Raw genomic sequence first — 20,594 nt, forward strand, 5'->3', positions numbered from 1 at the left:
GACAGGGTCGGGGTCGGGGTCGGGAGGTCACAACACCCCGCTCAGGTTCGCCGAGCGGTCACGAACCGTCGGTTGTGCCCGTTCCAGTCGACACTTCGTGACCGTCCGGCGGCGCAGGAGCGGGGAGTCGTGGCCGGCTCGTGCGTGCGGCTTGCGCGTGTCCTGGGTCTTCTCTCCCGCACAGGAGGCCCGGCTCACCTCGTTCTCCACAGGTCCCGAGTGCGCGTGGCCGGCTCACGTGCCCCGCAACGACCATGACGGCATGCCAGCTGCCCGTCGCCTCCCTGCTCCGTTCGACCGATCCACCTTCCGCGTGGCCGATGCGGTGGGGCACGGCATCGATCCGGAACGACTCAGACGCGCCGACCTGGCAGCCCCGGTCCACGGTGTGCGTGCTCCGATCGACTCGGTGGACTTCATCGACGCCGTCGCCCTGGTCATGCGTCCCGACCAGTTCTTCAGCCACACGACCGCCGCCGCGATCTGGGGTGCGCCACTGCCGCAGTCGGTGCGCTCGGTCGGCCCGTTGCACGTCTCGACCGCGAGGGACGGGAGCCGGATGCGTCGGCCCGGCGTGGTCGCGCACCGGCTGGACCGGCCGAGGACCGTCGAACACCGCGGGTTCCCGGTCAGTGTCCCCGCGCAGATGTGGTTCGAGTGCGCCGGCGTGCTCGCACGTGACGCGCTGGTCGCGATCGGGGACCACCTCGTCGGACCAGCCGGGCTGGCGACGGCGGACGACCTCCGTGTGTCGATCCGCCCCGGCACACGCTTCGCGCTCGCTGCTCGGCGCGCGTTGGACCTCGTCCGGGCCGGGGCGGAGTCGCCGCAGGAGACCTGGCTCCGTCTGGCCGTGGTCGATGCGGGGTTCCCCGAGCCGGAGCTGAACGTCGACGTGCACGATGCTGCGGGGCGGTTCCTCGGCCGCGTCGACATGGCGTGGCCGGAGTTCGGCATCGCGTTGGAGTACGACGGCGATCACCACCGGGAGCGCGACACCTTCCGACACGATCAGCGTCGGGACAACGGGTTCGTGGTGAACGACTGGCTCGTGATCCACGCGACCGCATCGGACGCGCACCGACCCGCGGTGTTGTTCGAGCGACTCCGCCAGGCGTTCGAGGTCCGAGCGGTCGGAAGTCGTCGGCGGTCAGCGTGACGGCCGTGATCACCACGCGGAAGAGCTCTTCGCCGGGCGGTCACGACATGCCGTCGGCTGTGCGCCGGCCGGTCACGAACTGTCGGTCAGCGGGCGTGCAGACGACAGATCGTGACCGCTCGGCGGCGTCGGACGGGGTGTTGTGACCGCACGGCCCGCGGGACGCGAGCGCCCGGGCCGCACGGCGCGCGCGGGTCAGGCGGAGAAGTCGCGGGGGAGCAGGGGGAGCCAGACGCGGAAGGTGGCGCCGCCGCCCTCGGTGTCGAAGACCTCGACGGAGCCGTGGTGCGCCGCGACGATGCCGGACACGATGGCGAGCCCGAGGCCCGAACCGCCGGTGTCCCGGGCGCGGGAGGTGTCCGCACGCCAGAAGCGCTGGAAGATCTTCTCGCGCAGCTGCGGCGGGATGCCCTCACCGTGGTCGATCACGTCGAGGTGTGCCATGCCGCGCTCGTCGTCCACGCCGATGCCGATCTCGATCGGGTCGTCGTTCGCCGTGAACCGCATGGCGTTGCCCATCAGGTTCGTGACGATCTGGCGGATCTTGTTCTCCTCCGCCAGGACGATCGGCGGGCGCTTCGGCAGCACGACCGTGGGCAGCGGGGTGGTCTCGTCCGTCGGGGCGGCACCGGCGTCGATGTTCATGGCGCGGGTACGACGGGCCCGCAGGCGCGCGATGGTCTGGCGCGAGAACGCGATCGGCCCAGTGGTGTTCGCCGAGGTGGGCGACACGGGCGGTGCTTCGCCGGAGTCCGGAGAGCCGATGGACGACGACGACGCCGACGGGCGGACGGCCTGGGGCACGCTCTCGCCGGTGAGGGAGTCCTCGACGAGGACCTGGATCTCGCGGTCGGGGTTGGAGGCCATCGTGTCGAGCGCCGAGTCGCGGGCGATGGCGACGAGGTCGACCGGGCCGAGCTCGAGCGGCTTCGACTCGTCGATGCGGGCGAGCTGCAGCAGGTCCTGCACGAGCAGGCCCATCCGCTGCGCTTCCTTCTCGATGCGCTCCATCGCCTGGGCGACGTCCTCTTCCTTGCGCAGGGCGCCCATCCGGTACAGCTCGGCGTACCCGCGCAGGGACACCAGCGGCGTGCGGAGCTCGTGCGAGGCGTCCCCGACGAACCGGCGCATCTGGGCGATGGTGCGCTCGCGGTCCTCGAACGCGGAGTCGATCCGCTCGAGCATGACGTTGAGGGAGCGGTTGAGTCGGCCGACCTCGGTGTTCGGGGTGTCGGCCTCGAGGCGCTGGTTGAAGTCACCCGCGGCGAACCGTGCGGCGGTGTCCTCGACGTCGCGCAGCGGGTCGAAGGTCGCGGTGACGAGCAGCCGGGTGAGCATGGCGCCGAGCAGGATGACCGAGGCACCGAACCCGAGGAAGATCGCGGTGAACTTGCCGATCGTCTCGTCGGTACCGGCACTGGAGACCGCGATGAGCACGTAGCCGGTCTCGGTGGTGCCGTCGGACTGGTTCTGCAGCGACGCCGGGATGATCTGCGCACGCCACTCGTGGTTGTGCTGGCTGTCGTAGAGCGAGATGCGCTGGTTCGCCTGCGATGCCTCGACCAGGGTGGCTTCGCGGACGTCGGGCCGGCTCGACGCCTTCGTCTGGCAGATCCGGTCGCCGTCGGCGTCGTACGCGGCGACGTAGGCGCTCTGCGACACCACCACGGACAGCTTGCAGTACTGCTCGCCGTCACTGATGTTCTGGCCCTCGAGCTGTTCGGTCGTCTGCTTGACCGTGTTGTCGAGCTGCTGCATGAGGTAGGTGGACAGCACGGTCATCGTGCCGAGTCCGGCGACGAGCAATCCGAGCGCGACGAGCAGCACCGTGATCCCGGTGATCTTGGTGCGCAGGGAGATCCCGTCCCACCAGTGGTTCATTCGCGTGTGCATGCTGCCCCAACGATAGACAGCGGCCGCCCGGTGAAACCGGACGACCGCCGTGAAGTCGAGCCCCGTGGGACTCCTGCTCCTACGAAGCCTTGGACGCCTTCAGCATGTAGCCGAAGCCGCGCTTGGTCTGGATGATCGGCTCGGCGGAGTACTGGTCGAGCTTGCGGCGCAGGTACGAGATGTAGCTCTCGACGATGCCCGCGTCACCGTTGAAGTCGTACTCCCACACGTGGTCGAGGATCTGCGCCTTCGACAGCACGCGGTTCGGGTTGAGCATCAGGTAGCGGAGCAGCTTGAACTCGGTGGGCGAGAGCTCGATCTGCGCGTCGCCGATCGTGACCTCGTGCGTGTCCTGGTCCATCGTGAGCTCGCCGGCGCGGATGATCGCGTCTTCCTCGTCGTTCATGGTGCGACGGAGGATGGCCTTGATGCGGGCGACGATCTCGTCGAGCGAGAACGGCTTGGTGACGTAGTCGTCGCCGCCGACGGTGAGGCCGGTGATCTTGTCCTCGGTGTCGTCCTTCGCCGTCAGGAACAGGATCGGCGAGGTGTAGCCCGAGGAACGCAGGCGCTTGGTGACACCGAAGCCGTTCATGTCGGGCAGCATCACGTCGAGGATGATGAGGTCCGGCTCTTCTTCCAGCACGGCGGAGATCGCCTGTGCTCCGTTGCCCACCGCACGCACGGCGAAGCCGGCGAAGCGCAACGAGGTCGTCAGGAGGTCGCGGATGTTCGGCTCGTCGTCGACGATCAGGATCTTGGGGCCATCGCTCATGGTCTTATCTTCTGACTGTTCCCTCGGGGTTTCCTGAGAGCGGTTCGTACGTCAGCCCACGGGCGTCTGGACCTGGTCGGCGTCGAGGATCGTGTACGAGTACCCCTGCTCCGCCAGGAACCGCTGCCGGTTCTGCGCGAAGTCCTGGTCGACGGTGTCCCGGGCCACGAGCGTGTAGAACGACGCGGGCAGGCCGTCCTTGTTCGGGCGGAGGAGCCGGCCGAGCCGCTGCGCCTCTTCCTGCCGGGACCCGAACGAGCCGGAGACCTGGATGGCGACGGTCGCGTCGGGCAGGTCGATCGAGAAGTTCGCGACCTTCGAGACGACGAGCACGTCGACCTCGCCGGACCGGAACGCGTCGTACAGCCGCTCCCGTTCGTCGACCGGGGTCGCCCCCGTGATCTCCGCGGCGTCGAGCGACGCAGCCAGTTCGTCGAGCTGGTCGATGTACTGCCCGATCACCAGGATCTGCTCACCGTGGTGCTTCTCGATGAGTTCCCGCACCACCGGGGTCTTTGCCGGGGACGTCGCGGCGAGCCGGTAGCGCTCGTCGTCGCTCGACGCCGCGTACTCCAGGCGGTCCTGGTGGGGCAGGTCGATGCGGACCTCGTAGCAGGAGGCCGGCGAGATGTAGCCCTGCGCCTCGATCTCCTTCCACGGGGCGTCGTACCGCTTCGGCCCGATGAGCGAGAAGACGTCGCCCTCGCGGCCGTCCTCGCGCACGAGCGTCGCGGTGAGGCCCAGGCGTCGGCGGGCCTGCAGGTCGGCGGTCAGCTTGAACACCGGCGCGGGCAGCAGGTGGACCTCGTCGTACACGATGAGCCCCCAGTCGAGGGCGTCGAGGAGCGACAGGTGCGTGTACTCGCCCTTCCGGCGGGCGGTGAGGATCTGGTAGGTCGCGATCGTGACCGGCCGGATCTCCTTGACGCTGCCCGAGTACTCGCCGATGTCCTCCGGCTTCAGGGTCGTGCGCTTGAGGAGCTCGGTGCGCCACTGCCGCGCCGAGACGGTGTTCGTCACGAGGATGAGCGTGGTCGCCTTGACGGTCGCCATCGCACCCGCGCCGACGAGCGTCTTGCCCGCACCGCAGGGCAGCACGACGACGCCGGAGCCCTGGGCGAAGAACGTGTCGACGGCCTGCTCCTGGTACGGCCGCATGTGCCACTCGGCGGTGTCCAGGTCGATCGGGTGCGGCTGGCCCGGGGTGTAGCCCGCCAGGTCCTCCGCCGGCCAGCCGAGCTTCACGAGCTCCTGCTTGATCTGCCCCCGCGCCCACGGCTGCAGCTCGACCTCGGTCGAGGACCGCATGTCACCGAGCAACGGCTTGATGCGCTTCGACCGGATGACCTCGGCCAGCACCGACGGGTCCTCGGCGGTGAGGAGCAGGAGCGGCAGCCGCTCGAGTTCCTCGGTGGGGGAGTTCGCGATCACGGGCGCGTCGGGTCGTTCCTCGCGACGGATCACGAGCCGTCCGTAGCGCGAGACCGTGTCGCGGATGTCGACCGTGACGCTCTGCGGCACGGGGAACTTCGCGAAGCGTTCCAGGGTGTCGATCATCGCCTCGGCGTCGTGGCCCGCGGCGCGCGCGTTCCAGAGTCCGAGGCGGGTGATCCGGTAGGTGTGCACGTGCTCGGGAGCGCGTTCGAGCTCGGCGAAGGCCGCGAGCTCGTGGCGTGCGTCCTCGGCATCGGGGTGCGCGACCTCGAGGAGCACGGTGCGGTCGCTCTGCACGATCAGCGGTCCGTTCATGACCTGCCAGCCTAGCCGTCGGCACCTGCGTGCGGGTGACCGCGCGGCTCAGGCGTCGCTCTCGACCGACACCACGAGGGACAGCGGCAGGGTGCGCTCGACGTCGACGGCCGTGTCCCGCCCGCGGACGCGTCCGGCCGCGACCGAGGTCGGCACGATCGAGAACGGCCGCTCCGAGCCGTCCGGCATCCGGACGGTCACACGGATCGGCGTGCGTCCGCGCACGGCCAGGTCGATCTGCCGACCGAGCCACTCCTGCTCCGGCTCCGCGTCGCCGCGCTGCGTCGTCAGACGGAGCCGTTCGACGAGTGCGTGCGCCGACTGCTCCGGCGAGCGTCCGGTGGGGCTGCGCCGGCCGGGAGGCCCGTGGTGCGCCTCGGGGCGGGCTGCGGTCGTCAGGACGGCCGGGTAGCGCTGGTCCTCGAGCGCGGTGTGCACGACGTGCGGTGGGTAGCGAGTGGTCAGCGTCGTCAGGTCGGGCCGCTCCCACGCGAGCTGCCGGAGCTCGGCGTCCACCCCGACGAGGTCGAGCTGGTCGGCGGTGCCGCGGACCTCGGTCCCGACTCCGCCCGGCCCCCGGTCGACGACGATGCTGCCGTCGCGTCCGGCCACCTGGTCGATCAGGTAGGCGAGGGGCTGCGGGATCCCGGTCGCCGACAGCCGTCCGAGCAGGGACAGCAGGTCGTCGCGGGAGTGTCCGGCCCGGAACGCCGCACGCAGGGTGTCCTCGGAGATGCGGTAGCGCGCCGCGAGGCCCGGTGCCTCGAGCACGGCGACGGTGCGCAGGGCGTCGTCGTCCACCGGCGCGAGCGGCCCCGGTGCGATGACGGTGAGGTCGTGCTGCAGGTAGACCCGCTCGACGGTGCCCGGCAGGTCGTCGGAGGCATGCTCGGCGTCGCCGTCGAGGAGCGCCCGGCCGGTGCTCGTCACGATGCCGTCGACCGCCAGGCCGAGCGACGCCGCGGTGCCGGCGACGTCGAGCAGCAGGGCGTCGAGCCAGCGGGACCCCGCCGGGTACGCCCAGCGCCCGAGCGGCACGAGGTCGCGCAGGTCCCCGTCGGCCAGCTCGAGCACCTGGTGCACGGCGGGCGGGAGCGTGTCCGACCACGCGGACACCAGCGACACCCAGCGCTCCGGCCAGCTCGCGAGCAACCACGCGTGCCCGGGGTCGGTGACGATCCACCGCCCGGTGTCGGGGTCGGCGAACCCGATGCCGTCGAGCAGCGCCAGGCGACCGGCGACGAGCTCGGCATCGGTGCCGATGCGCTCGGCGAGGGTGCGGGCGAGCGGCATGCCGATCCCGCCCTTGACGAGTTCGCGGACCGCGCCGGCGTCGACCGCCCGCAGCAGTTCGGCGAGCACGGTCATCGTCGCGAACGCCTGCTCCGCGCCGGTGGTGCGCGCGCGCTCGAGCGCCGCGGCGTCGAGGGCGGGAGCAGCGGGGCGGACCTGCTCCGGGCCTCCAGGCTGCTCGTCGAGCGAGGTGAGGTCGGGGTGGGCGGCCACGCGTGCGGCGACCGCGTCGTCGACGGCGCCGTCCTCGTCGGCGAGGCCGAGCTCGATCGCGGGGCCGAGCGCGTCGACGGCTCCGCCGTCGCGCAGCGCCAGGATCGTGGCGCGCGGCAGGTGCTCGACGGCGGCGTCCACGGCGTCGTCGCTGCGGAGCGCCTCGGCGAGGTCGAAGAAGTCGGTGATGCGCTGCGGGCCGGTCTCGGCGAGTGCAGCGGTGGGGAGTCGCCTCGCCGCGACGAGGCGCTCGAGCGCATCGTCCGGCATCGCCCGGAGTCGGGCGGCGAGGTCGGCGGTGGTCGTCATCGTCCGGTGCCAGCGTCCGGGGGCGGACGTCAGCGAGCCGTCCGGTTCGCTCGTGCGCGACGTGTCCAGGTGATGCCGAGGAGCGTGAAGACCAGCACCATGGCGATCGGGAAGCCGTAGAGCGGGATCGCCATGACCACCGGCCACGGCATCGCACCCTGGGCGCTGGGAGCGGTGAGCCACATGATGATCATCGCGACGAAGCAGAGCAGGCCGAGGATGATGATCCCACCGATCATGAACGCCAGAGCGCGTTCGGTACGATTGAACGTCACCGGGGGTTCTGCGGAGTCCTGCGGGTTCCCGGTTGATCGGGTCGGCTTGGCCATCGACCCAGGATATCCGACGCACCACGGCCGTACCACGACCTCGAGGAGTCCACGCATGCCCACCGGCAAGGTCAAGTTCTACGACGACGACAAGGGCTTCGGCTTCATCACCGGAGACGACGGCGACCAGGTGTTCCTGCACGCGTCCTCGCTGCCCGACGGCGTCGTGACCGTCAAGGCCGGCACGCGGCTCGAGTACGGCGTCGTCCAGGGCAAGAAGGGGTCGCAGGCGTTGTCCGTGCGGCTGCTCGAGCCCCAGCCGTCGCTGTCGCGGATGACCCGTCGCTCCGCGGACGACATGGCCGTGATCGTCGAGGACCTGGTGAAGGAACTCGACCGGATCAGCGGAGACCTCCGCCACGGCCGCTACCCGAAGAACGGCGATCGCATCGCCGCCATCCTGCGGCACGTCGCAGACCAGTTGGAGGCGTGACCCCATGACCGAGTCCGAGACAGCAGGGGCCGAGACGGCTCCCGACGCAGCGTCGACTGACTACACCGACCTGGCGCGCGAGGCGCTGCTCGAGGTCACCCCGGAGTCGACCGTCGGCGCACCCGTCGGCACCGTGGACGAAGGGGACGGCGTCGTGTCCGTCCTGTTCGCCAACCGCCTGCCCGGGTACCCCGGGTGGCGCTGGACCGTCAGCGTTGCGAAGATCGGCGACGACGAACCCACCGTGCTCGAGGTCGAGCTGATGCCCGGGGACGGCTCGCTCGTCGCGCCCGAGTGGGTGCCGTGGTCCGAGCGACTGGCGGAGTACCGGGCCGCGCAGGAGCACGAGGGCGAGGACGCGGCGGACGAGGACTCAGACGACGAGGACTACGACGACGAGTCGGATGAGGACGACGACGAGGACTCGGACGAGGACGACGACTACGACGACTCGGATGACGACGAGGACGACGACGAGTCGGACGACGACGATGACGACGAGTTCGACGCCGACGAGGACGACCTCGACGAGTCGGACGACGACGACATCGAGGGTGTGGACGTCGATGCGCTCGCCGATGTGAGCGACACCGACAGCAACACCGACACCGACACCGAGGACGAGGCCCCGCAGCCGCCCCGTCGCCGCCGTGCCCGCCGCGTCCAGCCGTTCGAGCCCGACGCCGATCTCGAGGTCGACCAGCTCGACGCCGGCGAGGCCGACCCGGGCTTCCACCGCGCCTGACCCACCCGGACCGACGAACGGGCCCGGCACCACCGATCCGGTGGTGCCGGGCCCGTCCTCGTTCCGGCGGGTGTCCCCGACGTCAGCGCAGGGCGTCGATCGTGAAGTCGATCGCGCGCACGAGCTTCGCGACGTCGTCCGGGTCGATCGCGGTGAACGTCGCGACGCGCAGCTGGTTGCGGCCGAGCTTCCGGTACGGCTCGGTGTCGACGATGCCGTTCGCGCGCAGGGTCGTGGCCACGGCCTTGGCGTCGATCGAGTCGTCGAGGTCGATCGTGGCGACGACCTGGGACCGAGCGGCGGGGTCGGAGACGAACGGGGTCGCGGAGTCGCTGGCCTCGGCCCAGTCGTAGATCGTCGACGACGAGGTCTTCGTGCGGAGGTCGGCCCACGCCAGGCCGCCGGACTCGTTCATCCACCGCACCTGCTCGTCGAGGAGCAGCAGCGTGGAGATCGCCGGGGTGTTCAGGGTCTGGTTCAGGCGCGAGTTGTCGACGGCGTTCTTGAGCGACAGGAACTCCGGGATGTACCGGTCGGAGGCGGCGATCCGCTCGATCCGCTCGATCGCGGCGGGGGAGAGCAGCGCGAGCCAGAGCCCGCCGTCCGAGGCGAAGTTCTTCTGCGGGGCGAAGTAGTAGACGTCGGTGGCGCTGACGTCGAACAGGGCACCACCGGCGGCGCTCGTCGCGTCGACGACGGTGAGGGCGCCGGCGTCACCGGTCGCGCGGACGACCGGGGCCATGACGCCCGTCGAGGTCTCGTTGTGTGGGTAGGCGTAGACGTCCACGCCCTCCACCGGCTCGAGTGCGGCGAGGGAGCCACCCGGTGCCTCGACGACGTGCGGAGCCTCGAGCCACGGGGCCGCTGCGGCCTTGGCGAACTTCGACCCGAACTCGCCGAAGGACAGGTTCTCGGCACGGCGCTCGATGAGACCGAACGCGGCGGCGTCCCAGAACGCGGTCGAGCCGCCGTTGCCGAGGACGACCTCGTAGCCCTCGGGGATCTGGAACAGGTCTGCGAGGCCGGAGCGGACGCTGCCGACCAGGTCCTTCACGGGCTTCTGGCGGTGCGACGTGCCGAGGATCGTGGCGCCGCGCGTCACGAGGGACTCGAGCTGGGCGCCGCGGATCTTCGACGGACCACAGCCGAAGCGACCGTCGGTGGGGAGGAGTTCGGCCGGGATGACGATGTCTGCCATGCACCGATCCTACCGACGACGATCCGCCTGCCCGAGCCCGTGTACCGGCCGGACGGGGAGGGTCCGACCCACCCGTCCACCGCGTCGGATGACCCTTTCTCACGTGCACCCGGGCGCCGGTCGGTGTTCGTCGGTGCGAACAAGTAGTGTGGTCGGCGCTGGGCCCAGACATGAGAGGCGGACCGTGACCGATCTCGTCGACACCACGGAGATGTACCTTCGCACCATCCTCGACCTCGAGGAAGAGGCGATCGTGCCGCTGCGCGCGCGCATCTCCGAGCGCCTCGGACACTCGGGCCCGACGGTCTCGCAGACCATCGCCCGCATGGAGCGCGACGGCCTGGTCGTCGTCTCCGGCGACCGGCACCTGGAGCTCACCGACGAGGGTCGTTCCCGCGCCACGCACGTGATGCGCAAGCACCGTCTGGCCGAACGCCTGCTGGCCGACGTCATCGGACTCGACTGGGCCTTCGTGCACGACGAGGCCTGCCGGTGGGAGCACGTCATGAGCGAGCAGGTCGAGGTCCGCCTGCTCGAGATGCTCGGCAACCCGACGGAGTCGCCGTACGGCAACCCGATCCCGGGGTTGGCCGAGATCGGTGGCCCCGCGGCCGCCGGGTTCCTCGACGGCGTCCAGAACATCGTCGCCGCGACCGAGGGCACCGACGCCGTCACGACCGGGGTCGTCCGACGCCTGGGCGAGCCCGTGCAGTTCGAACCGGAACTCCTGCACCAGCTCCGCACCGCCGGCGTCATGCCCGGGCGCGTGGCGAGCGTGCAGCGTGCTGGCGCCTACGTCGCGGTCCGCGTCGAGGGTGAGGACTCGGGCATCGAGTTGCCGATCGAGGTCGCGCAGCACGTCTACATCGAACGCGGCTGACCGTTCCTGGTCGTTCCTGAGAGTCTTTACCGTTTCGTTACCTGCGGGGCGTTTGGTCTCGACTCGGTAACGACGCTTCCGTACACTCGTCCGAGTCGCCGCGCTGCCCCTGAGCCGGAGACCCGTGGCAGGACGTCTCGAACCCGTCTCCTGCCTCGATCGGAAACGATGACGAACGGATGGGGTTGCACACCGCCGGACACCCACGGCGGCGTGATGACGAGACGTTGGAGACACACCTCTTGACGCAGACCGGTACCGCCGCGGACGACCAGACGCCCGCGAACCCGACGAACACCGAGAACGCCACCACCGCCCCGCTCACCCGGCGGGCCGTGCGCGAGACCGAGGGCCGCCCGGTCCGCAAGGTCGTGCCGGTGCGCTCCGCCCCGCTGCCCGGTGGTCGTCGTGCCGCGCAGGCCGCGGCAGCCGCGAGCACCGCGAAGGCCAGCTCCTCGTCGCGCAAGCGCAAGTTCCTCGCGCCGGTCGTCCTCACCGTGGCCGCCGGCATGTTCGGCACGGTCGCGGTCGCCCCGGCCTTCGCAGCGACGACCTCGAGCAACTCGACCGCCGCCGCCGACGCCCAGCGTCAGGTCCGGGCCACGCAGAGCCAGGAACTGTCGGTCTCCGACGCCGTGGCGCTCGCCGACACGAGCCGTGACGGCTTCGGCGCGACGTCCACCGCGACGCTCGACGCCGAGAAGGCCGCGAAGCAGGCCGCCGCCGACCAGGCCGCCGCAGCCAAGGAAGCCGCAGAGCAGGCCGAGCAGACCCAGACCGCCCGTGCCGCGACCGCGAAGCAGTACTCCTCGTACACCGGGCCCACCGCCGCCGAGTACGCGGCCAGCTCGTCCGCCGCCGACACCCCGTTCTCGCTGCCGGCCGTGGTCGCCACGGGCAAGCAGTACATCGGCACCCCGTACGTCTTCGGTGGCGCGGACCCGTCGGGCTTCGACTGCTCCGGCTTCATCATGTTCGTGTACGCCCAGTACGGCATCAACCTCGCGCACTCGGTGCCGCTGCAGGACCAGGCCGGCACGACGATCCCCGAGTCCGAGGCGCAGCCCGGCGACGTCGTCATCTTCAACAACGAGGCGCACGACGGCTTCTACATGGGGAACGGCATGATCATGGACGCCCCGAAGCCCGGCGGCACCGTGCAGATCCGTCCGATCTGGACCAGCGACTACCACATCGTCCGCTTCGGCATCTAGCGAACACTGCCCCCGGGGGAGTGTGAACTTCTCCAGAACCGGCCCGCACACCCTCGTGCCGGGCCGGTTTCTGGGTTAACCTGACGCTGCACCGGTCCGCACCGGCGCGAACAGGAGACCCTCATGTCGATGTTCCGCACGACCCGCACCATGGGTCGGCGCGCGCGCGTCGACATATGGTCGAGCACAGCCTGCGTGCACGAGCACGCCCCTGCATGACGAGAGCACTGCCCATCCGGGTGGTGCTCTTCGTGGTTCCAGGGGTGTGAACAGGTCGTCCTCACCCGTTCGCGTCGTCGGTCCGACGCACCCGCAGCGCCTGGAAGCCGTCCAGGCACGTCGGAAGGGAACCCATGCGCACTCTCGTCCTCAACGCCGGTTACGAGCCCCTCGCGGTGATCTCGTTCCGACGAGCCCTCGTGCTGGTCATGAACCAGAAGGCCGCCATCGTCGCCGCCGACGTCGAACACCCGGTCACCGGGTCGACGTCGAGCTACGACCGTCCGTCCGTCATCATCCTCACCCGCTACGTGCGCATCCCGCACTCCAGGCTCGTGCCGGTGTCCCGTCGCGGTGTGCTGCGTCGGGACGGCAACCACTGTGCCTACTGCGGCCGGCACGCCACCACCATCGACCACGTGCAGCCGCGGTCGCGCGGTGGGCAGGACTCGTGGGAGAACCTCGTCGCCTGCTGCCTGGCCTGCAACAACACCAAGGGCGACCGCACCCCGCAGGAGATGGGGTGGCGCCTCCGGTTCCCGCCGAAGGTGCCGCACGGGTCCTCGTGGGTCGTGCGTGGCATCGAGCGTCCGCAGGCGGAGTGGGACGAGTACCTCGTGGCCGCGTAGCGGCTGTCGCTAAGCACCAGGAGACGGACTGGAGGCCCGTGGCGACGCCGCCACGGGCCTCCAGTCCGACGGTCGCACCGCGACTCCCGGCACCGCCGCGGGCGTCCTCGCCTGTCCGGACAGGTGCCCGCCGAGTTCACGCGCCGTCCACGCCGCGTGCACCGGGACGGAACCCCGCCCCACCGCTGACCTGCGACAGTTGCGGCATCCGCACCGGACCGGCATTCCGCGCCGCCCGAAAGGTCTTCATGCCCCGCTCCGCACGCACCGCACTCGACACTGAGACGGACCACCAGCCGCTGACCGAACGGTACGACGTCGTCGTGGTCGGCGCGGGCATCGTCGGGCTCGGCATGGCCTACGAGGCGCTCCTGCAGGGCGCCCGGGTCGCGGTGGTCGATCGTGCGGGCGCGGTCGTGGGGGCGAGCGTCCGGAACTTCGGCCACGCCTGCGTCACCCCGCAGACCGGCGAGGCGGCCGGGTACGCGCAGGAAGCACGCCGCCGCTGGCTCGCACTCGCACAGCTCGCCGGGTTCACGGCCCGCGAACGCGGTGCCCACGTCGTCGCCCGTCGTCCCGAGGAGCTGGCGGTGCTCGAGGAGTACCGCGACTCCGGCGCGGACCTGCGGCTGGCCGACGCGGCCGAGATCACAGCGGCGGTGCCGGTCGACCCCGGCTCGGCCCTCGGCGGCGCGCACCTCGCGCACGACCTGCAGGTCGACCCCCGGGAGGCGGCACCCGCGATCGTGCGCTGGCTCGCCGGGCAGGGGGTCACCTTCCACTGGCGCACTCCCGCGCTCCAGGTCACCACCGGCGCCGTCCGCACCGGTCGCGGCGTCGTGGAGGGCACCCGGATCGTCGTCTGCACCAACCACGACCTCGACCAGCTCTTCCCGGAGCTCGCCGAGTCGATCGGCCTGGTCCGCTGCCGGCTCCACATGCTGCGTGCGACGATCCCGTTCGCCTTCCCGCTCGCCACACCGCTGCTGACCGGATGGTCGCTGCTGCGCTACTCGGGGTTCGCCGCGATGCCCGGAGCGGGTGCCCTGCGGGACCGGCTCACCGCCGACCTGCCCGAGGGGATCCGCTGGGACCTCAACCAGATGTACACGTCACCGCCGGACGGCAGCGTCATCGTCGGGGACACCCACGAGCGCGGGGTCGACGCGCCACCGTTCCAGGACGAGGACGGCTTCCGGCTGCTCGTCACCGAGACCGAGCGGCTGTTCGGGGCGCCGGTCTCCGTGGTCGACCGGTGGCAGGGCGTCTACGCCTCGGCGCCGGGGCGGGAGTTCCTCATCGACCGACCGGTCCCCGGGGTCGACGTCGTGACGGTCACCACGGGCATCGGCATGACGACCGGCCTCGGCATCGCGCCGACGGTCCTCGGCTGAGGGAGACCGGCAGTCGCGGAGCCTGCCACCACGCCGGCGAACGGTGCGACCCCGGCGGCTTCCGGCACCGGTGAGGTCGTCACGCGGTCGTCACGCCCTGGCGGCGTCGTCGACCTCGGCGAGCACCGACGGCAGCTCGGCGACCGAGTCGAGGACGTGGGTGTGCGCGACCGTCGCGAAGTCCACGTCCTGATGCGTGCCGGTCCGCACGCCCGCCACGACGGAGGCGCCGGCGCGGTGTCCCGTGAGCAGGTCGGCGACGGTGTCCCCGACGACTGCCACGTCACGGACGTCGTCGGTGCCGGTCCGGAGCACGGCGGCGAGCACCATGTCCGGGTACGGGCGCCCGCGCCCGGCGTCGGCGGGCGAGAGCGCGAGGTCGACCAGCGGCCGCCAGCCGAGCTGGTCGAGCACCGCGTCGCGCGTCGCCGGCGAGAACCCGGTGGTCAGCGCGATCCGTCGCCCCGCTGCGCGGAGGGCGACGAGCGTCTCGACGGCGCCGTCCACCGGCCGCACGCCGCGGTCGAGGGTTCGTGCGTAGGCGCGTTCGAAGGCGGTGTTGGCCGCCTCGGCGCGGACACCGTCACCGTCGAACAGCGCCGTGAACACGGCGATCTTCGACTGGCCCATGGTGTCGACCGCGTACTGCACGGCGCGGTCGTGCTCGGTGCTGCCGCGCTCCAGGCCGACGTCGGTGAGCGCGGTGCGGAAGGCGTCGAGGACGACGCCGCCGTCGTCGACGGTGGTTCCTGCCATGTCGAGGCAGACGAGCGAGATCATGGGACTCCTGGGTACGTGCCGTCGCGCCGGGACCGGCGCGGTCCGACCAGCGTCGACGCACCCCGTTGCGGGCAGAGGATGCGCGGGTGTCCGCCAGGTGAACGCCGCCGGGAGGCTCGTCACGGCCTGTGCGGACATGCAGTCGGTCCGCCAGGGGGAGCGGCTCCAGTCCGCGCTCGCCGATCTGCGTCGGTGGCGCTGAGTAGCGTCGGCCGCATGGGCGAGACACCGCACATCGACGACGCGACCATCGACGACCTGCGCGCGCGGCTGCGCGCCACGCGCTGGCCGGACGCACCCGCCGGGGTCGGCTGGTCGCTCGGCGTGGACCTCGACGTCCTGCGCCCGCTCGTCGAGTACTGGGCTGACGGGTTCGACTTCGACGCGCACCGCGCCGAGCTCGCCGCGCTGCCCTCGCGCCGTGTCGACGTGGACGGCATCGGCATCCACGTCCTGCACGCCCGCGCGCCGCAGCCCGACGCCCTGCCGGTCCTGCTCGCGCACGGCTGGCCGGACTCCGGGTGGCGGTACCGCAAGGTGCTGCCGATGCTCGTCGCCGCCGGGTACGACGTCGTCGTGCCGGACATGCCCGGCTACGGATTCTCGGATGCGCCGCCCCAGGTGCTCGACGCCCGGCAGGTGGCCGGCATGTGGGCGACGCTGATGACGGACCTCGGGTACGAGCGGTTCGCGGTGTCCGGTGGCGACATCGGAACACACGTCGCCCGCTACCTGGCGCTCGACCACCCCGACCGGGCCGTCGCCGTGCACCGCATCGACGGCGGGCTCGCCTGGCCGGGGCTGGATGCGTCGACGTTGTCCGCCGCCGAGCGGGAGTTCGTCGCCGCGATCGATCGGTGGCGCACCGCCGAGGGCGCCTACGCGATGCTGCACCGGACGAAGCCGCAGACCGCGGCCGTCGGGCTGAACGACTCACCCGCGGGTCTCGCGGCCTGGATCGTCGAGAAGCTCCGGGCGTGGAGCGACTGCGACGGGGACCTGTGGTCGGTCTACACGCGTGACGAGGTCCTGGCGCTCCTCACCGAGTACTGGGCCACCGCCACGATCGGCTCAGCGATGCGGATGTACCACGCGAACGCGGCGATCCCGGCGGAGCAGCTGGAACGACGGGTCGAGGTGCCGTCCGGGTTCTCGATCTTCCCCGGCGACATCGTGCGGGCGCCGCGCGAGTGGCTCGAGCGCACCACGAACCTCGTGTTCCACCACGAACTCGACCGCGGCGGGCACTTCGCGCCGTTCGAGCAGCCCGACCTGTTCGTCGACGAACTGCACGCGTTCCTGCAGGGCTTCCGCCGCTAGAGTGGTCGGGCCAGCCTCTGTAGCTCAATGGAAGAGCAGTTCCGTCCTAAGGAAACGGTTGGGGGTTCGAGTCCCTCCAGGGGCACCAGCAGGTCGAAGGGGTTCGAGTCCCTGCAGTGCCGTCCAGGGGCACCAGCAGGATTCAGTGTCTCGGTGCCGCTCAGTGCCTCGGTGTCGCGAGGTTGACGGCGTTCACGAGGAACGAGATTCGGGTCGCGATCGTGTACTTCACGGCATCGTTCACCCCGGTCGGATCGATCGAGAACGCGTCGAGGTCGGACTCCGCGATCCCGGTGAGCGACGCGATGTTCGCGACCGTCAGCCCGGAGACCTGCGTGAGCCCCTCGAGGATGCCCCGGACACGGTCGTCGTCGGGCACGCTCCGAGCTGCGGCCAGCATCGCTGCGAGGACGGCGAGCCGCTGCGATTCGTCGGGAGTCAGCCCGGTCCCGAGGGCGGTCAGCCCCTGGTGCTCGATCCCTGGGCCGTCCAGGTACGCGGAGAGCGTGGACTCCGAGATCCTGGTCATCTGGGCGATCGCGTCGGGCGCGACGGAACGGTGCTCGATCAGCGCGCGGAGTTCCGCCCGGACGTCGAGGGCTTCGGCAGTCATCTCGTTCCCTTCCTGGTGTGACGGCGGGTCAGGTGGCAGGTCAGTTCTCCACAACCGTCGCCCCGGACGGTAGTCGAGCCCGCTGGCCCCGTACGATTGACCCCGTGTCCAAGGTCCTGAGCAGTCTCCCCGTCGGCGAACGAGTCGGCATCGCGTTCTCAGGGGGTCTCGACACCTCCTGCGCCGTTGCCTGGATGCGCGAGAAGGGAGCGATCCCCTGCACGTACACGGCCGACATCGGCCAGTACGACGAGCCGGACATCGACGCCGTCCCGAGCCGCGCCCACGAGTACGGCGCGGAGATCGCCCGACTGGTCGACGCGAAGAGCGCCCTGGTCGAAGAAGGCCTGGTCGCCCTGCAGACCGGTGCGTTCCACATCCGCTCCGGCGGCAAGACGTACTTCAACACGACGCCGCTCGGCCGCGCGGTGACGGGCACGATGCTCGTCCGCGCGATGAAGGAAGACGGCGTCGACATCTGGGGCGACGGCTCCACCTACAAGGGCAACGACATCGAGCGGTTCTACCGCTACGGCCTGATGGCCAACCCGCGTCTGCGCGTCTACAAGCCGTGGCTCGACTCCGAGTTCGTCGAGGAGCTCGGCGGCCGCAAGGAGATGAGCGAGTGGCTCGTCGCCCGGGGGTTCCCGTACCGCGACTCCACCGAGAAGGCGTACTCGACCGACGCGAACATCTGGGGCGCGACGCACGAGGCGAAGAGCCTCGAAGAGCTGTCGAGCGGCCTGGACATCGTCGAGCCGATCATGGGTGTCGCCGCCTGGCGTGACGACGTCGAGGTCGCGACCGAGATCGTCAGCGTCCGGTTCGAGGCCGGCCGCCCTGTCGCGATCAACGGCGTCGAGTACACGGACGCGGTGGCCCTGGTCTACGAGGCGAACGCCATCGGTGGCCGCCACGGCCTGGGTGCGTCCGACCAGATCGAGAACCGCATCATCGAAGCCAAGAGCCGTGGCATCTACGAGGCTCCGGGCATGGCGCTGCTGCACATCGCCTACGAGCGCCTGCTCAACGCGATCCACAACGAGGACACGGTCGCCTCGTACCACAACGAGGGTCGCCGTCTCGGTCGCCTGATGTACGAGGGCCGCTGGCTCGACCCGCAGTCCCTCATGCTCCGCGAGTCGCTGCAGCGCTGGGTCGCCTCCGCCGTCACCGGCGAGGTCACGCTGCGCCTGCGTCGTGGTGACGACTACACGATCCTCGACACCACGGGCCCCGCGCTGTCGTACCACCCGGACAAGCTGTCGATGGAGCGCGTCGGCGACGCCGCCTTCGGCCCAGACGACCGCATCGGCCAGCTCACCATGCGCAACCTCGACATCGCGGACTCCCGCTCGCGGCTCGAGCATTACGCCGCCGCCGGTCTCATCGGTGGCGCGACGGCTGAGCTCGTCGGCGAGCTCGAGGCGGGCGAGGCCGAGGAGATCCTCGGCGGCGCGATCGTCGCCTCCGACGCCGAGGACGCGATGGGTCGTCGGACGGACCTCGCCTCCGAGGGCGCGGCCTTCGACTCCGGCACCGACTGATCGAGCGGACCCGCGCCCTGGGCGCGACCCCCTGATGACGGGAGGCCCGGTGCCAGCTGGCACCGGGCCTCCCGTCCGTCGTCGCGACGTCTCAGGCCGCGGTGCTCGCGAGCAGCAGTTCGAGCTGCTCGACGACCAGCTCGGGCCGGGTGATGAAGGGATGGTGCCCGCTGGGGACATCGACGCTCCGCGTCGCCCGTGCCGCGTGCGCTCGCTGGAGGCCGACGCTGGTGCTCCGGTCCTCGGTGCAGACCAGGTAGGTGGAGTCGACTCCCTGCCAGCCCGCCGCGGTGGTCGGCGTGACGAACGCGGCAGCGGACTGTGCGGTGACGCGGTCCCACGCAGCTCGCTGCACCTCCGGGTCGGCGTCCTGCAGGAACCGCGCGCCGAACGACGAGGCGTCGTACCCGACCACTGCCAGGGCTCCGTCCCCGGCATCACCGATCGCCACCGGATCGGGCTCGTCCGACATGATCCCGGCCTGGGCCGATCCGACCTCGGGCAGGTAGGACGACGCGTACACCAGGTGCTCGACGGCATCGTGCTGGCCGGCCTCGGCGATGACCGTGCCGCCGTACGAGTGCCCGACGACGATCGCGCCGTCGCTGCGGTCGAGCGCGGCCCGGAGCGCTGCCGCGTCCTCGACGAGACCGCCTTCGGGGCGCCCGGACGGGCCCTCGCCGCAGGACGGCAGTGCCACCGATCGACTGCGGACACCGGTGCGGTCGAACAACAGGTCGGCGGTGGGTTGCCACCACCAGTCGCCGTCGCGGACGAGCGCGCCGTGGACGAAGAGGATCTCCATGGGCCGACGCTACAGCGCACCCGCCGCGCCGGTCCGTCGCGTCCGTCAGCCGCGAAGCGCATCCGCCTCGACGGCGCTCGGGCGCGACCGTATCGTTGCGGTACCGGGTCAGTCATCAGGGACTCGTCGTCACGATGCTCCTCACGATCTGTGAGGTCTGGCACAGCGGGTCGGCCCGGACGGATCCGAGATGCGCATCATCTCGACGAAGGGCTGGTCGCCATGACCGCCACCATCCAGAACGCCTGGCACCGCCACGGCCTCCGCTCGCCCGAAGACCTCGCCGCCCTCGTCGCCGAACGCCTCGAAGGAACCGGCCACCAGCTCGTCAGCGTCAGCGAAGCGCGCTACGAGCCCACCTACGCGGACTTCCTCGGCGAGCAGCTCTGACCCCCAGCGGGCTGCCGCTCCACCGTCGGTAGAGTCTGCGCATGCGCACAGCCCGAACCACGGCGGCGGCACTGGCGATCGTCGCGGCGGGACTGCTGACGCTCGTCGGTGTCCAACCCGCGTCGGCCCACTCGGCCCTCACCAGCACTACCCCGGCGGACGGGGCGGTCGTCACCGAACCGCTCGAATCCGTCGACCTGACCTTCTCGGAAGCGCCGCTCGCCGGCCTCGACGCCGGACTCCGGATCCAGGTGACGGATGCCTCCGGTGCCGACGTCGCCACGGGTGACGTGACGGTCTCCGGAACGACCATGCGCCGCGCGGTCGACCTCGACCAGGGCCGCTACACGGTGCTCTGGCGGTACGTGTCGCCGGACGGCCACCCGATCGAGGGCACGCTCGCGTTCGAGTACCGGGCCGCAGCGCCCGTGTCGACTCCGAGCGCGAGCGTCACCCCGACCCGGACGGCGAGCACCGCTCCGACGTCGAGTGCCACCGCGACGGCCACCGGAGCCTCGGACGGTGCTCCGTCCTCGTCGCCGGGCATCGCGCCGGGCGTGTGGATCGGCCTCGGCGCCGGAGCCGTCCTGGTGGCCGGCGCGGTCGTCGTGCTGCTGCTGCGGCGCGGCCGCAGCGCGTAGCGCGCGCGGCGCCGCGACGCGCGCTTCGTGAGCAGGAATGGTCGGGTCCCACGCGCGCACCCGACC

Annotated in this window: 20 protein-coding genes and 1 tRNA gene; 12 read left to right on the top strand and 9 right to left on the bottom strand. The window is 71.1% G+C overall.

Annotation, left to right across the window (positions count from 1 at the left end; genetic code table 11):
- The first annotated feature begins 262 nt into the window (after positions 1-262).
- The gene (locus DEJ12_RS15480; protein WP_146245076.1) at positions 263-1,159 is read left to right on the top strand and encodes a hypothetical protein; all 897 of its coding nucleotides are present in this window, start codon (positions 263-265) and stop codon (positions 1,157-1,159) included.
- A gap of 195 nt (positions 1,160-1,354) precedes the next feature.
- On the opposite strand, the gene DEJ12_RS15485 is transcribed toward DEJ12_RS15480, so the two are convergent.
- The 5 genes from DEJ12_RS15485 to DEJ12_RS15505 all read right to left on the bottom strand — a co-directional run bounded on the left by DEJ12_RS15485 (position 1,355) and on the right by DEJ12_RS15505 (position 7,720).
- A complete protein-coding gene (locus DEJ12_RS15485; protein WP_111030672.1) occupies positions 1,355-3,052 on the bottom strand; it encodes a cell wall metabolism sensor histidine kinase WalK in 1,698 nt (565 codons plus the stop codon).
- 79 nt (positions 3,053-3,131) lie between these two features.
- Complete coding sequence (locus tag DEJ12_RS15490) at positions 3,132-3,827, bottom strand: response regulator transcription factor (protein WP_017888045.1); 696 nt, start codon at positions 3,825-3,827, stop codon at positions 3,132-3,134.
- Between the two features lie 51 nt (positions 3,828-3,878).
- Entirely contained in the window at positions 3,879-5,576 is a 1,698-nt protein-coding gene (locus DEJ12_RS15495) for a DNA repair helicase XPB (RefSeq protein ID WP_111030673.1), read from the bottom strand.
- Positions 5,577-5,624: 48 nt separating this feature from the next.
- Positions 5,625-7,391, bottom strand: coding sequence for a helicase-associated domain-containing protein (locus DEJ12_RS15500; RefSeq protein WP_111030674.1), 1,767 nt, complete (start codon positions 7,389-7,391; stop codon positions 5,625-5,627).
- Positions 7,392-7,420: 29 nt separating this feature from the next.
- On the bottom strand, positions 7,421-7,720 hold the full coding sequence (locus tag DEJ12_RS15505; protein WP_128780559.1) for a hypothetical protein: 300 nt from the start codon (positions 7,718-7,720) through the stop codon (positions 7,421-7,423).
- A gap of 55 nt (positions 7,721-7,775) precedes the next feature.
- Here DEJ12_RS15505 and DEJ12_RS15510 point away from each other — a divergent pair, with 55 nt between their 5' ends.
- Positions 7,776-8,153: a cold-shock protein gene (locus tag DEJ12_RS15510; RefSeq protein WP_017888041.1), complete on the top strand. Its 378-nt coding sequence runs from the start codon at positions 7,776-7,778 to the stop codon at positions 8,151-8,153.
- Positions 8,154-8,157: 4 nt separating this feature from the next.
- Positions 8,158-8,898, top strand: coding sequence for a DUF3027 domain-containing protein (locus DEJ12_RS15515; protein ID WP_111030675.1), 741 nt, complete (start codon positions 8,158-8,160; stop codon positions 8,896-8,898).
- Positions 8,899-8,980: 82 nt separating this feature from the next.
- Here DEJ12_RS15515 and serC read toward each other — a convergent pair whose 3' ends face one another.
- Entirely contained in the window at positions 8,981-10,096 is a 1,116-nt protein-coding gene (gene serC, locus DEJ12_RS15520) for a phosphoserine transaminase (protein ID WP_111030676.1), read from the bottom strand.
- A gap of 184 nt (positions 10,097-10,280) precedes the next feature.
- Between serC and DEJ12_RS15525 the strand changes: the two genes are divergently transcribed.
- The 4 genes from DEJ12_RS15525 (at position 10,281) to DEJ12_RS15540 (ending at position 14,432) form a co-directional block, all read left to right on the top strand.
- Positions 10,281-10,976 (top strand): metal-dependent transcriptional regulator, encoded by a 696-nt coding sequence (locus tag DEJ12_RS15525; protein ID WP_071404062.1) that lies wholly within the window; start codon positions 10,281-10,283, stop codon positions 10,974-10,976.
- A 242-nt stretch (positions 10,977-11,218) separates the two neighbouring features.
- A complete protein-coding gene (locus tag DEJ12_RS18315) occupies positions 11,219-12,190 on the top strand; it encodes a C40 family peptidase (protein WP_111030677.1) in 972 nt (323 codons plus the stop codon).
- Between the two features lie 353 nt (positions 12,191-12,543).
- Positions 12,544-13,038, top strand: a complete 495-nt coding sequence (locus tag DEJ12_RS15535; protein ID WP_027466591.1) for an HNH endonuclease — start codon at positions 12,544-12,546, stop codon at positions 13,036-13,038.
- Positions 13,039-13,286: 248 nt separating this feature from the next.
- A complete protein-coding gene (locus tag DEJ12_RS15540) occupies positions 13,287-14,432 on the top strand; it encodes a TIGR03364 family FAD-dependent oxidoreductase (RefSeq protein ID WP_111030678.1) in 1,146 nt (381 codons plus the stop codon).
- Between the two features lie 90 nt (positions 14,433-14,522).
- Here DEJ12_RS15540 and DEJ12_RS15545 read toward each other — a convergent pair whose 3' ends face one another.
- Positions 14,523-15,212, bottom strand: a complete 690-nt coding sequence (locus tag DEJ12_RS15545) for an HAD family hydrolase (protein WP_111030679.1) — start codon at positions 15,210-15,212, stop codon at positions 14,523-14,525.
- A 216-nt stretch (positions 15,213-15,428) separates the two neighbouring features.
- On the opposite strand from DEJ12_RS15545, the gene DEJ12_RS15550 reads away from it, so the two are divergent.
- The gene (locus DEJ12_RS15550; protein WP_111030680.1) at positions 15,429-16,532 is read left to right on the top strand and encodes an epoxide hydrolase family protein; all 1,104 of its coding nucleotides are present in this window, start codon (positions 15,429-15,431) and stop codon (positions 16,530-16,532) included.
- A 13-nt stretch (positions 16,533-16,545) separates the two neighbouring features.
- Positions 16,546-16,620, top strand: a tRNA-Arg gene (locus tag DEJ12_RS15555).
- Positions 16,621-16,692: 72 nt separating this feature from the next.
- Here DEJ12_RS15555 and DEJ12_RS15560 read toward each other — a convergent pair.
- Complete coding sequence (locus DEJ12_RS15560; RefSeq protein WP_111030681.1) at positions 16,693-17,145, bottom strand: HTH domain-containing protein; 453 nt, start codon at positions 17,143-17,145, stop codon at positions 16,693-16,695.
- A 104-nt stretch (positions 17,146-17,249) separates the two neighbouring features.
- Here DEJ12_RS15560 and argG point away from each other — a divergent pair, with 104 nt between their 5' ends.
- Entirely contained in the window at positions 17,250-18,692 is a 1,443-nt protein-coding gene (argG, locus tag DEJ12_RS15565) for an argininosuccinate synthase (protein WP_111030682.1), read from the top strand.
- A gap of 91 nt (positions 18,693-18,783) precedes the next feature.
- Here the strand turns inward: argG and DEJ12_RS15570 are convergent, their stop codons facing one another.
- The gene (locus tag DEJ12_RS15570) at positions 18,784-19,497 is read right to left on the bottom strand and encodes an alpha/beta hydrolase (RefSeq protein ID WP_111030683.1); all 714 of its coding nucleotides are present in this window, start codon (positions 19,495-19,497) and stop codon (positions 18,784-18,786) included.
- Between the two features lie 222 nt (positions 19,498-19,719).
- On the opposite strand from DEJ12_RS15570, the gene DEJ12_RS18135 reads away from it, so the two are divergent.
- Both DEJ12_RS18135 and DEJ12_RS15575 read left to right on the top strand, forming a co-directional pair.
- Positions 19,720-19,887: a hypothetical protein gene (locus tag DEJ12_RS18135; RefSeq protein ID WP_155896891.1), complete on the top strand. Its 168-nt coding sequence runs from the start codon at positions 19,720-19,722 to the stop codon at positions 19,885-19,887.
- 41 nt (positions 19,888-19,928) lie between these two features.
- Positions 19,929-20,528: a copper resistance CopC family protein gene (locus DEJ12_RS15575; RefSeq protein ID WP_111030684.1), complete on the top strand. Its 600-nt coding sequence runs from the start codon at positions 19,929-19,931 to the stop codon at positions 20,526-20,528.
- Positions 20,529-20,594: the final 66 nt, after the last annotated feature.

It is taken from the genome of Curtobacterium sp. MCLR17_059 (genome assembly GCF_003234665.1).
GTDB classification, from domain to species: Bacteria; Actinomycetota; Actinomycetes; order Actinomycetales; family Microbacteriaceae; genus Curtobacterium; species Curtobacterium flaccumfaciens.